We start from the raw sequence: 13,082 nt of genomic DNA on the forward strand, positions 1-13,082 counted from the left end.
ATCGTCCGGTAGATCGATCAGCCGATGAGACCCTGCCCACTGTGCGCGAGGTGATCGCGCTCGAGGCGGTCGCGAACGGCGTCCCCGAGGTGCTCGTGGGTGACGAGGCGCTGGAAGCCCGCGTGCGATGGCTGCACGTTTCCGACAGCGCGGGCGTCGCGAGGCTTCTCGACGGTGGTGAGCTGCTGCTGTCCACGGGATCGTCGTGGCCCGTCGAGCCCGCCGATCTCCGCCGGTTCATCGATGAGCTGGCCGACGCGGGGCTCTCGGGGCTCGTGCTCGAGCTGGGCACCCACTACCGCTACGTGCCGGCGGTCGTGGTCGAGGCCGCGACGAGCCGTCGGCTGGCGCTGGTGGTGCTGCACCGCGAGGTGAAGTTCGTGACGCTGACCGAGGCCGTCCACAACCGCATCATCCGGGGTCAGACCGACGCTCTCCGCGCCCGCGACGAGGTGCGCGAGCGGTTCACGGCGCTCGTGCTGCGCGGGTCGCCCGCCGACTTCATCGTCCACCAGCTCGCCCAGACGCTGGGTGCGCCGGTCGTGCTCGAGAATCTCGCGCACGAGGTCGTCTCGGCCGAGGTTCCCCTGGCGATCGAAGAGGAGCTGTTCACCGAGTGGGAGCTGCGCTCTCGATCGGCGCACCGTCGCCTCGAGCAGCGGCGCGAACGGGGCGCCGGACCCGGCCCCGAGGACTGGCTCATCGTTCCCGTCGAGGCGCGTGGCATCCGCTGGGGCAATCTCATCGCGCTGCCCGGACCCGAGCACGCCGCTGGACGCACCGCCGTGCTCGAGCAGGGCGCCATCGCGCTGGCGGTGGGACGGCTGGCCGACGGCGAGACCGACGAGTGGGCGCGCATCGGTCGCCGCCGGCTCGTCGACGGACTGCTCGCCGGGCGCTTCGCGGGCGCCGGGGGAGCCGGAGCCCGCCTCGAAGCGGCGGGCCTGCCCATCCAGGGAGCGCGTCTGTACGGATTGGTCGTGTCGGGTGCGCCCGTGGCGATGGAGCGAGCGGATGCCGCGGCCCGCGGCCTGCGCGGGCGCGCGCTGGCCGGCTCGGCGCCGGAAGGCGTCGTGGCACCCGCGGCGGCGATCCTGCTGTCGCTCCCGGCCGAGCGCGCGTTCGACGACGATGCGGTGCTGCGTTTCGCGCGCGGACTGGTCGATCCGGCGGACGCCGACCGGATCACCGTGTCGGCCGGGCGCGGCGCCAGCGGACTGGACGCAGCGCTGGCGTCGCTGCACGAGGCGGTGGATCTGGCGCGCGCCCGCCGGCGGCCGGGGCGGGGGTCCCAGCTGCGGCGCGCCGAGAACCGGCCGCTCGTGCAGCTCGTCACGGCGCTGCGCGACGACCACCGGGTGCTCGAGCACGGGGAGCGCATGCTCGCGCCGCTCATCGCGCACGACCTGACCCGTTCCGGCGACCTGCTGGACGTGCTCGAGGCCATGCTGGGCCACCCCGGCAACCGCACGGCGGCGGCCTCGGCATCCCACCTGTCCCGCTCGGTCTTCTACCAGCGCATCGCGCTCATCGAGGAGCTGCTCGGCACCGACCTCGACGACGGTGAGACCCAGACGGCGCTGCACCTCGCCCTGCTCGTCCGGCGGTCCGCCGGACGATGATGCGCGCCCGGCGTCGCGTCTGGCACGCCGAGTGACGCGGCGCAACCCCGGCCGCCGGACCGCACCTCGGGCTACGGTGGCGTGGTGAGCCGTGCGGGGAGGGAACTCATGGCGAACGCTCGAGTGGCGCGCGCCGACGGACGGATCGACGTCGGGGATCTCGCGTTCCGGATTCTGGCCTCCGTCCGCGAGCCGTACCCGGACCGACGACCGGTCGTGCTCGTGCACGGGATCGGGGTGTCCCACCGATACCTGTCGCGTCTGCACGATGAGCTCGCGCAGACCCGTTCCGTCTACTCGATCGACCTGCCCGGGTTCGGCGGCCTCCCGAAGCCCGGGCGAGACGTCGACGTGCCGGAGATGGCGGCGGCACTGGCGACGGTCATCGAATCACTCGGTGTGGGGCCCGTCGTGCTGGTCGGTCATTCCATGGGATCTCAGTGGGTCGTGGAGCTCGGCGTTCACAAGCCCGAGCTCGTCACCGATGTCGTTGCGATGGGGCCGGTGACCGATACGCGTCATCGATCGATCGCGGCGCAGACCCTCGCCCTCGCGACAGACACGCTCGGTGAGACGCCGGCGGTCAACGCCGTCGTCTTCTCGGACTATCTCCGATGCGGGGTCCCCTGGTACCTCACGCAGCTGCGACACATGCTGGCGTACCGGATCGAGGACCGCGTGCCGTCGCTTCGGTCTCCCCTTCTCGTGATCCGGGGCTCGCGCGACCCGATCGCAGGTCTCGAATGGTGTCGACTGCTGTGCAGCAGGGCTCCCCGGGGGACGCTCGTTCTCATCCCGGGCCAGAACCATGTCGCACAGCAGTCCGCACCGCGTGCCGTGGCCGCCGCGATCATCGCCCACGTGGACGGCCCTCGCGCAGAGAAGTGAGGTCGTCGAGGCGACCCGAGATCGTCAGCCGGCGATATAGACCTTGCGGAGGGTCGCGTGGACCGACCACTGCGTCCGCATGCCCGCGTCGAGACGCACGATCGAGCCCGGCCGCAGTTCGATCGCCGGAAGCGAGGGCTCGACGAATCTCACCGTCGCCGCTCCCGAGAGGACGACGAACACCTCATCCGCCTCGACATCCGTCGAGGTCCCGGGCGTGTGCTCCCAGACGCCGATCGACTCCGTGAGCTCGACAAGGCCGGTCGTCGGAGCGCCGGCGAGCACCTGGGCGCCCGGCACCGGGACGTGCGTCACCGGGAGAGCCGAGGCATCCGTCACCGCTCCGGCTGACAGAGTCACGAGTCGAATCCCAGCCCGAGGGCGTCGAGCGTCTTGAGCAGCAGATTGCGCTTGCCCCGGTTGTGGTCGGCACGGTCGAGCGACCACCGGGTGGCGTTGATCCCGATCGCGGCGGCGGGCTCGGGTGGGAACGGCAGGGGGCGCTTGCGCACCATCTCGAGCTCGGTGCGCTCGTTCTGCACGCCGTCCAGGAGATCGAGCATGACCTCGCCGGCGAACCGCGTCGAGGCGACGCCGAGGCCCGTGAACCCCGCCGCGTACGCGACGCGGCGCTCGCGGGCGGTGCCGAAGAAGGCCGTGAACTGCGTCGAGGTGTCGATCGCGCCCGCCCATTTGTGGGTGAAGCTCAGCCCGTCCAGCTGCGGGAAGGTCGTGAAGAAGTGGCTCGCCAGCTTCTCCCACGTCTCGGGACGGTTCTCGTACTCCGGACGCACGCTGCGCCCGTAGTGGTAGATCGCGTCGTAGCCGCCGAAGAGGATGCGGTTGTCGGCGGTGAGCCGGTAGTAGTGGAACTGGTTGGCGAGGTCGCCGATGCCCTGGCGCCCGCTCCAGCCGACGCTCGCCAGCTGGTCGGCGGTGAGCGGCTCGGTCATGAGCACGTAGTCGTACACCGGCACGGTCATCAGCCGGTTGCGCTTGAGCAGCGACGGGAAGGCATTGGTGGCCAGCACGGCGCGCGAGGCCTCGACCCGGCCTCCCGCGGTCGAGACGATGACGCCCGTGCCCGCCGAGTCGAGCCCGGTCACGTGGGAGCGCTCGAAGATCTCGACGCCGCGCTCTTCGCACACGCGCGCGAGCTCGGCCGCCATGCGACCCGGGTGCAGCATGCCGCACGTGCGCTGCTCCCACACGCCGGCGAGGTACGTGGGGGACGCGACGGCCGCCTGCACCTCGTCCCTGTCGAGGTAGACCACGCCCTCCTCGCCCTCGGCGGCCCAGTCCTTGAGCCATTCCACCTGGTGGGGCTCGACCGCCGGGGCCAGCATGCCGGTCCGCTCGAACTGGAAGTCCATGCCGTAGCGGGCCTCGGCCGCCTCGATCGCGTCGAGGTTCTCGAGACCCAGGCGCTCGAGCGTCGGCATCTCGTCGGGCCAGCGGGTCTGGCCGTTCTCGCTGCCGTGCGTGAGGCTCGCCTCGCAGAAGCCGCCGTTGCGCCCCGACGCGGCCCAGCCGACACGCTGCGCCTCGACGATCACGACCTTGGCGGCCGGGTCGCGCTCGGTCGCCAGCAGCGCGGACCACAGTCCGGTGTAGCCGCCACCGACGACGACGAGGTCGGCGCGCACGGTTCCGGCCAGCGCGGGCCGGTCGGGCGTGAGGCTCTCGGGAAGGTCGTCACGCCAGAACACCGAGTGCCGCGTCGCGGCGAGGGAGTGCTGGACGACGGATGATGCCGGCCGCTGTCGTTCGAAGACGGTCGTGCCCACGGGTATCAACTCCGATGCAAAGGTTTCTTCCATCCTCGCGCCTGGGGCGCGGGCGCGGCATCGGGTCGGTGTCGCGACTTCCGGCGCGTCCGGACACCCTGTCGGGGCGGGGCGGCACCGGACTGCGTACCGTTCTCAGGATCGGCCGCGCGTCCAGGCACGTCATCCCGGGGGACGCAAGGGATGAGGCGACGGACGGGGGCCGCGGTCCTGAGAACGGTACGGGGCTGCGGACGGCCTGCCGCGGCAGACGCTGTCGCGGAGCGATCAGCGGGCAGTGACCTCGGCGACCAGCGCTGCGGCGTCGGTCACGCGGGCGTAGCTGCCGAGGGCGGCCATGAAGGCCGTGTGCACCTGGGCGCCCGGCACGGTCGTACCCGAGAACTTCAGATCTGGCGCCGCGCACGCGTCGTGCGCGACCACGACCGAGAAGCCCAGATCGGATGCCGCGCGCACCGTCGCATCGACGCACATGCTCGACATCATCCCGGCCACGACGAGCTCGTCGGGCGCGATCTCGCGCAGTCGCCTCTCCAGATCCGTGCCGAGGAAGGCGTTGGGCCGGTCCTTGACGATGACGGGCTCGTCGGCCTCGGGCGCGACCCGGGCATCGATCTCGACACCGGGCGTGCCGGGGGCGAAGAAGGCGGCGTCCGGTGCGTCCCACACGTGCTGAACGTGCAGGACCGGCTCCTCCGCTGAGCGGAACCCGGCCAGCAGGCCCGCAGCGGCGTCGGCCGCGGCATCCGTCCCCACCAGCGGCTGCCGCCCGCCCGGGAAGTAGTCGCGCTGGATGTCGATGAGGAGAAGGACGCGGGTCATCCCGTCAGCCTAGGCGCGCGCTGCGCTGTCGGCGGCGCGGGCTCAGGCGTTCGCGGCGGCGTAGACACGCTCGCCTTCGACGAAGGTCTGCAGCACGCGGGTTGCGCCGATCTCGTCGGCGGGTCCCGCGAACGGGTCGCGGTCGAGCACCGTCAGGTCGGCGAGCTTGCCGACCTCGATCGTGCCGGTGGTCTCGTCGAGGTGGTTCACCCATGCCGAGCCCGCCGTATAGGCGGTCAGCGAGGTGGCGAGATCGATCGCCTGCTCGGGCAGGAACGCGTCGTAGTCGCCCTCTTCGTGGCCGGGCGCGGCCTTGCGATTCACGGCTGTGTGGATCGCGGCCAGCGGATCGGGCGTCGAGACCGACCAGTCGCTTCCGGCGGCGAGAACGGCGCCCGAACGCAGCAGATCGCCGAACGGGTACTGCCACGCGTCGCGCGGCGAGCCGAGGAAGGGAAGGGTGAGGTCGACCATCTGCGGCTCGAACGTCGCCCACAGCGACTGCATGTTCGCGGCGACGCCGAGCTCGCGGAAGCGCGGGATGTCTTCGGGATGCACCACCTGGATGTGCGCGATGTGGTGCCGGTTGTCGCCGCGGCCGTTGCGGGCGATCGCATGCTGAACGGCATCGAGGCATTCGCGCACGGCGCGGTCGCCGATCGCGTGGAAATGCACCTGGAAGCCCTCGGCGTCGAGGAGAGGAACCGCCTCGTTCAGGACCTCGGGAGGCATGAACGAGATCCCCGAGTTGTCGGTGAAATGCCCGTGGCCGTCGCAGTAGGGCTCGAGCATCGACGCGGTGAAATTCTCGGCAACGCCGTCCTGCATGATCTTGACGGATGTCGCGGCGAACCGCCCACGTCTGTCCCCTGGTCGGTCAGCCTGTCGAACCACCCGACGCTCGAGGATCGACGGGATCTGCTCGAGGCCCTGCGTGCGGTCCCACCAGATCGCCCCGACGACGCGGCCGGTGAGGGTTCCGGCCGCCGCAGCGGCGAGGTAGGCCGGGGCCGGGTCCCCGGCATCTCCGTACGGGCCGACGATCGCGTCCTGCCAGGCCGTGACGCCGAACGAGTGCAGGTAGCGCTGGCCGACGAGCAGGGCCTCCGTGAGCCGTTCGAGCGGCTCCTCCGGGAGCAGGCGATTGACCAGCCCCATGGCGCCCTCGTGCAGCGTGCCCGACGGATGGCCGTCGACGTCGCGTTCGATGCGGCCGTCCGCCGGGTCGACGGTGTCGCGCTCGATGCCCGCGAGCCGCAGCGCGGCGGAGTTCACCCACGCGCCGTGACCATCGCGGTTGGGGAAGAAGGCGGGGCGGTCGCCGGTGACGGCATCCAATGCGGCGGCGGTGGGCGTGCCGCCGGGGAACGCCGACATCTGCCAGCCACCGCCGAGGATCCACTCGTCATCCGGGTGTGCCGAGACGAACCGTCCGATGGCATCGAGGTACTCCGCCGCGGTCGCATACTGCGAGAGGTCGCAGCGCAGCATGTCGAGTCCGCCCCACACCGGATGCACGTGGGCGTCCTGGAAGCCCGGCATCAGCATCCGCCCTCGCAGGTCGACCAGCTCGGTCGACGAGCCGACGAGTTCGCCGATCTCGTCACCGCCGACCGCCACGATCCGTCCCGCTGTCACAGCGACCGACCTCGCGCGCGAGCGCACGGTGTCGGCGGTGAAGACGGGTCCTCCGGTGAAGACGAGGTCGGCGTGGGGCATGAGCTTCCTTCGAGTCGGGTCAGCCGCCGGTCATCGTGCGAGCGATCTGGGTCGCCGAGTCGCCCGCGCGCTTGAGCACGAGGGCCACGAGTGCCAGCGCGACGAGCGTGAGCAGCAGCATGATCGTCGACACCGCGGCGATCTCGGGCCGCAGCCCCGACCGCACGGCCGAGAGGACGTAGACCGGCCACGGCGTCGTGCCCGAGACCTGCACGAACGCGGCGACGACGGTGTTGTCGAGGCTGAGCGTGAACGCCAGCAGGAAGCCGGCGAGGACCGCGGGCATCGCGAGGGCCAGCGTGATCCGGCGGAACGTCGTGATCGGCTTGGCGTAGAGATCGGCGGACGCCTCTTCGAGGTTGGCGTCCTGCCCCACCAATCGTGCGCGCACGATGTACGACACCACCGCCGTCGCGAAGAGGGAAGAGCCCACGGACAGGCGCACGATGCCGTCGTTGAACATCGTGATGCCGAGGTCCTGCCCGAGGAACACCAGGAACGGCAGAAGCGCGACGGCGTCGACGATCTCGGGCGTGACCGAGACCAGGAGAAGGAGCCCGAGGAACCACCAGACCCACTTGCCCGGGTGGCGGGCCATCGCGATGCCGGCCAGCGTGCCGAGCGCCGTCGCGATGATCGCCGAGATGAGCGCCGTGATCAGCGAGACGCGGACCGCGTTCTGGATCGCCGGCTTGTCGATGATCGTGCGGAACGCATCGAAGCCGAAGCCGTCCCACGACACCAGCAGGCGCCCGGTGTTGAACGAGTAGATGACGATCACGATGATCGGCAGGAACAGGAAGAGCATCACCAGCACCCCCCACACCCCGAACGCGATGTCGGACCACGAGCGGTGCGGACGACGACGTGGCGCGGCGGTGGAGGCTCCGGCGGGGCGGGCGTCACCTTCCCGCGCCCGCAGGATCGTCTCGGTCTGCGTCACCGTGTCGGGCCGCGCCTTCGGGAGCGTCATGTCGTCACCTCCACGGGAGCCGAGGCCGCGGCATCCGTCTTCGTCGTCGGCTGCGGCGGCCCGAGCACGAGCGTGTTCCGGGACCGGAACGGCAGAGCGACGAGCCAGATCACGGCAGCGGCGACGCCGATGGTCACCATGATCACGAGCATCAGCAGCACCGCCATCGCCGAGCCGAGCGCCCAGTTCTGCGCGGTCTGGAACTGGCTCGCCACGAGCTGGCCGACCATGTTGCCCTTCGCCCCGCCCAGGACGGTGGCGGTGATGTAGTCCCCCATCAGCGGGATGAACACCAGCAGCACGCCGGCGATGATCCCCGGCCGTGAGAGCGGGAGCGTCACGCGGAGGAAGGTCGCGACCTTGCCTGCGCCGAGGTCCTTCGATGCTTCGCGCAGTGCCGGACCGACCCGGTCGAAGGCGACGAAGAGCGGCAGGATCATCAGCGGCAGGTAGTTGTAGACGACGCCGACGATGACCGCGGTGCGGGTGTAGAGCAGGTCGAGCGGGCCGTCGAGCACGCCGATGCCCTGCAGCAGCGAGGACAGCCAGCCCTCGGGCGCCATGATGACCTGCCATCCGATCGTGCGCACGAGGAAGTTCGTCCAGAAGGGCACGAGCACCAGGGCGATGAGCAGCCCCCGGCGCTGCGGCTTGACCTTGAAGGCCATCCAGTACGCCACCGGCGCGCCGATCGCGAAGCACAGCACCGTGCCGATGATCCCGACCCACAGGGTGTTCTGGAAGGTCGTGAAGAACGTCGGCGAGAACGCCTCGACGTACCGGTCGAACGACAGGATGTCGTTGGCGTGGGTGCCGAAGACCCCCGGCTTGTAGCCGAAGCTGAACCACACCACCATCGCCACCGGGGCGACGAAGAACAGCGTGAGCCACGCCCACGCCGGGACGGCGAGCGCGGCTCCCGTCGCTCGGCTACGCACCAGCGGCGGCCTTCATCTCGTTCCAGATCTCCACGCGCACGGTCTGCGAGTCGTTGAGGGTCTGCTCGTGCATGCTCTCGAGCTGCTCGGGCGTGAAGAAGATCAGATCGGTGTACTCGAGCCCGGCGTCGACCGACTCGGTCTCCATGTCCTTGCCGCCGACGTGATACCCGATGTAGTCGAGGTTGAGGAACAGGTTCTCGGGGGTCATCGAGAAGTTGATGAACGCGTGCGCGGCCTCGGGGTGCGGTGCGCCCTCGGCGATGGCCCAGTTGTCCATCCAGAGCTCCGTCTGCGGTCCTGGCAGCACCCACTGCCAGCGGTCGGGCTCGCTGCTCTCGAGCAGGCCGAGGCGGGCGTCGCCGTTCCACGCCTGCATGAGCACCTGCGTGCCCTGAGGGATGGCGTTGGTGCCGGGGTACGAGTCGAAGGCCGACACGTGCGGCGCGATCGTCTCGACGAGGAACTGCCGGCAGGCCTCGAGCTCCTCGGGGTCCTCGGTGTTCCAGTCGAGATCGTTCGCCCAGAAGTACGCGCCGATGATGCCGGCCGGATCGTCCGACATCGACGTCTTGCCGCTGGCCTCGTTCTGAGCGGCGTCGAAGAAGTCGCCCCAGGTGGCGAGCTCGCGCGTGATGACGTTCTTGTCGTACACGAAGCCGGTCGTTCCCCACGCCTTGCAGACGGAGTAGTCGTTCTCGGGATCCCATGCGCGCCCGAGGTAGGCCGGGTCCATGTTCGACAGGTTGGGGAGCAGCTCCTTGTTGAACTTCGTCAGCAGGCCGTTCTCGATCATCTGCGGGATGAAGACGCCGGTGGGCACGACGATGTCGTAGCCGGACGTGCCCTTCGCGGCGACGAGCTTGGCGATGAGCTCCTCGTTCGACGAGTACGAGTCGAGTGTGACCTTCGGACCGAGGTCGGCGGTGAACGCCGACACGACGTCGGGCGAGTCGTAGTCGCCCCATGTGTAGACCGAGAGGCTGCCCTCGAGGTCGCCGCCGGTCGCCTGCGGTGCGGGCGATCCGCTGCCCCCGGGAGCGCAGGCGGCGAGCACGGTGGCACCGCCGGCGAGGGCCGCAAGACTCAGGAAGCGGCGGCGTGAGAGCTCGCGCAGGATGACCGGTGCGGAGGCCTCGGGCGCGAGGATGCGGAGCGGGTTGCTGGATTCGTTCACTGGTGTCTCCAGGTTCGGGTCGGGGAGCCGGTGAAGCGGGTGCTTCGGCGAGGGGCAGAGGGAAACGGTCGGCTGGAGGCGCTCACACGGTCGGCGGCGGGACGTAGCCGCCCTCCTGGGCGGCATCGTCGGCGGGAAAGAGGAGCACGTGGTGGGCTGCCCACGTGCACAGCACGGCGTCGCCGACCTCCAGAGCGGGAGCATCGGGCGTGGGCCGGCGCACGATGAGGCTCTGGTCTTCGCCGAGGCGGACGAGGTACTGCATCGTGTCGCCGAGGTGCGAGACCCCGATCAGCTTCCCGCGAGCGGCGTTCGCGTCGTTTCCGGTCACGGTCCCAGAGCCGCTCCCGGCCCCTGAGCCGCTCCCGGTCCCTGAGCCGCTCCCGGTCCCTGAGCCGCTCCCGGTCCCTGAGCCGCTCCCGGTCCCTGAGCCGCTCCCGGTCCCTGAGCTTGTCGAAGGGTCCTCCTCGATCCGGATGTACTCCGGCCGCACGGCTGCCTCGCCGAGGTGCGTCGAGGCGAGCACCGGCGCAGCGGCACGCACGAGTGCATGCGGCGAGGCGATCGCCGCCCCGGCCTCGGTCACGGTGCCGCCGAAGAAGTTCTGCTGGCCGACGAACGCGGCGACGTAGGCGGTGGCCGGCCGTGCGTAGACGGTGTCGGCGTCGGCGAGCTGCTCGATGCGTCCCGCGCGCATGATCGCGATGCGGTCGCTCATCGACAGCGCCTCGCCCTGGTCGTGCGTGACGAAGATGAACGTGATGCCCAGGCGTGACTGCAGCAGCTTCAGCTCGAGCTGCATCTCTTCGCGCAGCTGCCGGTCCAGCGCGCCGAGCGGTTCGTCGAGGAGCAGCACGGCGGGCCGGTTGACGAGGGCGCGGGCCAGGGCGATGCGCTGCTGCTGCCCGCCCGAGAGCTGTGCGGGGCGGCGATCGCCGAACCGACGCATCTGCACCAGATCGAGCGCTTCGGTCACCCGCGCGCGCACCTCGGACTTCGGCGTCCGGCGCTGCTGCAGCCCGTACGCCACGTTCTCGGCGACCGACAGATGGGGGAAGAGCGCATACGCCTGGAACACGGTGTTGACGTCACGCCGGTACGGTGGCACGCCGCGCACCGAGCGCCCCGAGATGCGGATGTCTCCGGCATCCGGCTGCTCGAAACCGGCGATCATGCGCAGCGTCGTCGTCTTGCCGCAGCCCGACGGGCCGAGCAGCGAGATGAACTCGCCCGGCTGGACGGTCAGTGAGAGGTCGTCGACGGCCGGCTGCTCACCGTAGAACTTCGAGACCCCCGACAGCACGACGGCCCCGCGTTCGGCCTCGCCGTCGGGAGAGGTGGGGGTGGACGGAGCGGACTCCGGGTGCGTCGCCGTGCCTGTGGACATGGTCACTCGTGAGGTCCTCCCGAGACGGGCCGCGCGACGGTGCGAGGCCTTGTCGAATGTGAGTCGTATTCAATAGGTCCGCGTCGGTTCCCCGCAACGGACGCTCGGTTGAACCGGACGATCCGCGGCGCCCGAAGGCCCGCGACGACACTTCGTCCGGAGTTGTGTAACGGTCAGGAAACCGCGGCGTTTCGCGGAGGCGCCCAGGCTGGCCGGCAGATGCCTCGACTCACGCCGACAGATCGTCCGTTCCGGCGATGCTCGAGGCGCGGCGGTAGGTCAGGTCTGGCAGACCGGGCACCAGAAGACGATGCGCTCGCGGGTGGGGTCGGCTCCGAGGCTGCCCCCGCGGATCGCCGTACCGCACCGGCGGCAGGGGCGGCCTTCACGGCGGTAGACCCACGTGCTGCGACCCGGGCGCGCGTCGCCGGTGAACGTGCGCCCGCTGCGGTCGCGGTTGGCGCGGATCATGCGGGATCCGAGATCGACGATGGCCGCGGCATCCGTCTCGTGCGCCGGTGTAGTGGGCAGGATGCCCCGGACGAACAGGATCTCGTTGACGTACTCGTTGCCGAACCCGGCGACGTTGCGCTGGTCCTGCAGGGCGACGTGGACCGCTCGGGTGTCGTCGCCGAGCCGCCGCGCGGCCTCGCCGGGATCCCAGGAGTCCGACAACGGGTCGGGACCGAGATAGCCCACGAGCGAATCCTCGTCACGTGTGAGGACCAGGGCGAGGTCGGCGAGGTCGAAGCCCACCGTCTCCCACTCGGTGCCATCGGGAGCGGTCGCTGCGATGACCGCGCGGGCTTTGAACGCCGCTGCCCGCCAGCGATCAGCGCGCCGGTAGACGTGCCACTCGCCCTCCATCTTCAGATGCGAGTGCAGGGTGTGCTCGCCGATGCGATGGAGCAGGTGCTTGCCGCGGGGCACCACCTCGTGGATCGTCTGCCCCGTCAGGTCGGCGGTCGCGAGCTGCGGCACGCGCAGCTCGAACCGCGTCACGGTGGCGCCGTGAAGGGCGGTGTCGAGCCGGCGCGCGGTGCGGTAGACGGTATCGCCCTCAGGCACGCGCGCCCTCGCGGCCCGACGCCTGCCCCGGTCCCTTGCCCGACCCCGGTCCCTGTCCCGACCCCGGTCCCTGTCCCGACCCCGGTCCCTGAGCCGACCCCGGTCCCTGAGCCTGTCGAAGGGCGTCGCCCGCGGTGAGGCGGCGGAGCGTGAGGCCTCGGGGGGACTCGACGAAGCCCGCCTCGCGCAGGGCGCGTCCTGCGGCCGTGCCGTACACGAAAGCGCCGTTGACCTGTTCGATCGTGAGGGTGTCGAGCCGTCGTGCGCGCGCCGTCGCGACGAGGTCGCGCGTCGCGGCGGTGAGCACGTCCTCCGACTCGGTGAACGCGAGCGCCGACTTGCCACCGCGCTCGAGGTACAGCGCCAGCATGCCGTCGACGAGCACAACGAGCGCGCCCGCCTTGCGGCCCGGGCGATGCCCGACGCCTTCGAGAGCGGGCCACGCGAGGGCGGCGCCATATGCATTGGCGGGATCGGTCGCGGCGAGCGTCACGGCGCGCAGCGGCGCCGGGTCGGGGAGGGCGGCGAACTCGCGCAGGCGGTCGACGGTGGCGGATGCCGCGAACTGGGCGGCGCCGAGCTTCTCGATGACGTAGCCGCGGCGGCAGTGCCCAGCCTCTTCGAAGCCGGCGAGCACGCGGTACGTCTGTGCGAAGCCGCCAGGCACGCCTTCGGCCTGCACGGCGCCGCGCGTGACCACC

The 13,082-nt window shown here is 70.8% G+C and carries 12 protein-coding genes; 2 read left to right on the forward strand and 10 right to left on the reverse strand.

Features of this window, described 5'->3' with window-relative positions; all coding sequences use genetic code 11:
* The first annotated feature begins 41 nt into the window (after positions 1–41).
* Complete coding sequence (locus WYM_RS05195; protein ID WP_019179774.1) at positions 42–1,622, forward strand: PucR family transcriptional regulator; 1,581 nt, start codon at positions 42–44, stop codon at positions 1,620–1,622.
* A 108-nt stretch (positions 1,623–1,730) separates the two neighbouring features.
* Positions 1,731–2,510: an alpha/beta fold hydrolase gene (locus WYM_RS05200; protein ID WP_019179775.1), complete on the forward strand. Its 780-nt coding sequence runs from the start codon at positions 1,731–1,733 to the stop codon at positions 2,508–2,510.
* Positions 2,511–2,534: 24 nt separating this feature from the next.
* On the opposite strand, the gene WYM_RS05205 is transcribed toward WYM_RS05200, so the two are convergent.
* The 10 genes from WYM_RS05205 to WYM_RS05250 form a co-directional block, all read right to left on the reverse strand.
* On the reverse strand, positions 2,535–2,870 hold the full coding sequence (locus tag WYM_RS05205; protein ID WP_026059567.1) for a cupin domain-containing protein: 336 nt from the start codon (positions 2,868–2,870) through the stop codon (positions 2,535–2,537).
* Entirely contained in the window at positions 2,867–4,297 is a 1,431-nt protein-coding gene (locus WYM_RS05210; RefSeq protein WP_019179777.1) for an NAD(P)/FAD-dependent oxidoreductase, read from the reverse strand. The genes WYM_RS05205 and WYM_RS05210 overlap by 4 nt, the downstream gene beginning before the upstream one ends.
* A 267-nt stretch (positions 4,298–4,564) precedes the next feature.
* Positions 4,565–5,119, reverse strand: coding sequence for a cysteine hydrolase family protein (locus tag WYM_RS05215; RefSeq protein ID WP_019179778.1), 555 nt, complete (start codon positions 5,117–5,119; stop codon positions 4,565–4,567).
* Positions 5,120–5,161: 42 nt separating this feature from the next.
* Positions 5,162–6,838, reverse strand: a complete 1,677-nt coding sequence (locus WYM_RS05220) for an amidohydrolase (protein ID WP_019179779.1) — start codon at positions 6,836–6,838, stop codon at positions 5,162–5,164.
* A gap of 19 nt (positions 6,839–6,857) precedes the next feature.
* Positions 6,858–7,811, reverse strand: coding sequence for an ABC transporter permease (locus WYM_RS05225; protein ID WP_019179780.1), 954 nt, complete (start codon positions 7,809–7,811; stop codon positions 6,858–6,860).
* Positions 7,808–8,749: an ABC transporter permease gene (locus WYM_RS05230; protein ID WP_019179781.1), complete on the reverse strand. Its 942-nt coding sequence runs from the start codon at positions 8,747–8,749 to the stop codon at positions 7,808–7,810. The genes WYM_RS05225 and WYM_RS05230 overlap by 4 nt, the downstream gene beginning before the upstream one ends.
* Complete coding sequence (locus WYM_RS05235; protein ID WP_019179782.1) at positions 8,742–9,926, reverse strand: ABC transporter substrate-binding protein; 1,185 nt, start codon at positions 9,924–9,926, stop codon at positions 8,742–8,744. The genes WYM_RS05230 and WYM_RS05235 overlap by 8 nt, the downstream gene beginning before the upstream one ends.
* Before the next feature lie 82 nt (positions 9,927–10,008).
* Positions 10,009–11,313: an ABC transporter ATP-binding protein gene (locus WYM_RS05240; RefSeq protein WP_019179783.1), complete on the reverse strand. Its 1,305-nt coding sequence runs from the start codon at positions 11,311–11,313 to the stop codon at positions 10,009–10,011.
* A 279-nt stretch (positions 11,314–11,592) separates the two neighbouring features.
* Positions 11,593–12,381, reverse strand: coding sequence for a DNA-formamidopyrimidine glycosylase family protein (locus WYM_RS05245; protein WP_019179784.1), 789 nt, complete (start codon positions 12,379–12,381; stop codon positions 11,593–11,595).
* The coding region (locus WYM_RS05250; protein ID WP_019179785.1) for an Lhr family helicase at positions 12,374–13,082 on the reverse strand (709 nt) is incomplete at its 5' end. The genes WYM_RS05245 and WYM_RS05250, both read right to left, overlap by 8 nt.

It is taken from the genome of Microbacterium yannicii PS01, from assembly GCF_000304335.1.
Lineage (GTDB): Bacteria > Actinomycetota > Actinomycetes > Actinomycetales > Microbacteriaceae > Microbacterium > Microbacterium yannicii_A.

Coding starts and splice junctions, on each gene's coding strand:
- WYM_RS05200 (WP_019179775.1), top strand. CDS start 1,731: ATGGCGAACGCTCGAGTGGCGCGCGCCGACGGACGGATCGACGTCGGG.
- WYM_RS05215 (WP_019179778.1), bottom strand. CDS start 5,119: ATGACCCGCGTCCTTCTCCTCATCGACATCCAGCGCGACTACTTCCCG.
- WYM_RS05220 (WP_019179779.1), bottom strand. CDS start 6,838: ATGCCCCACGCCGACCTCGTCTTCACCGGAGGACCCGTCTTCACCGCC.
- WYM_RS05225 (WP_019179780.1), bottom strand. CDS start 7,811: ATGACGCTCCCGAAGGCGCGGCCCGACACGGTGACGCAGACCGAGACG.
- WYM_RS05240 (WP_019179783.1), bottom strand. CDS start 11,313: ATGTCCACAGGCACGGCGACGCACCCGGAGTCCGCTCCGTCCACCCCC.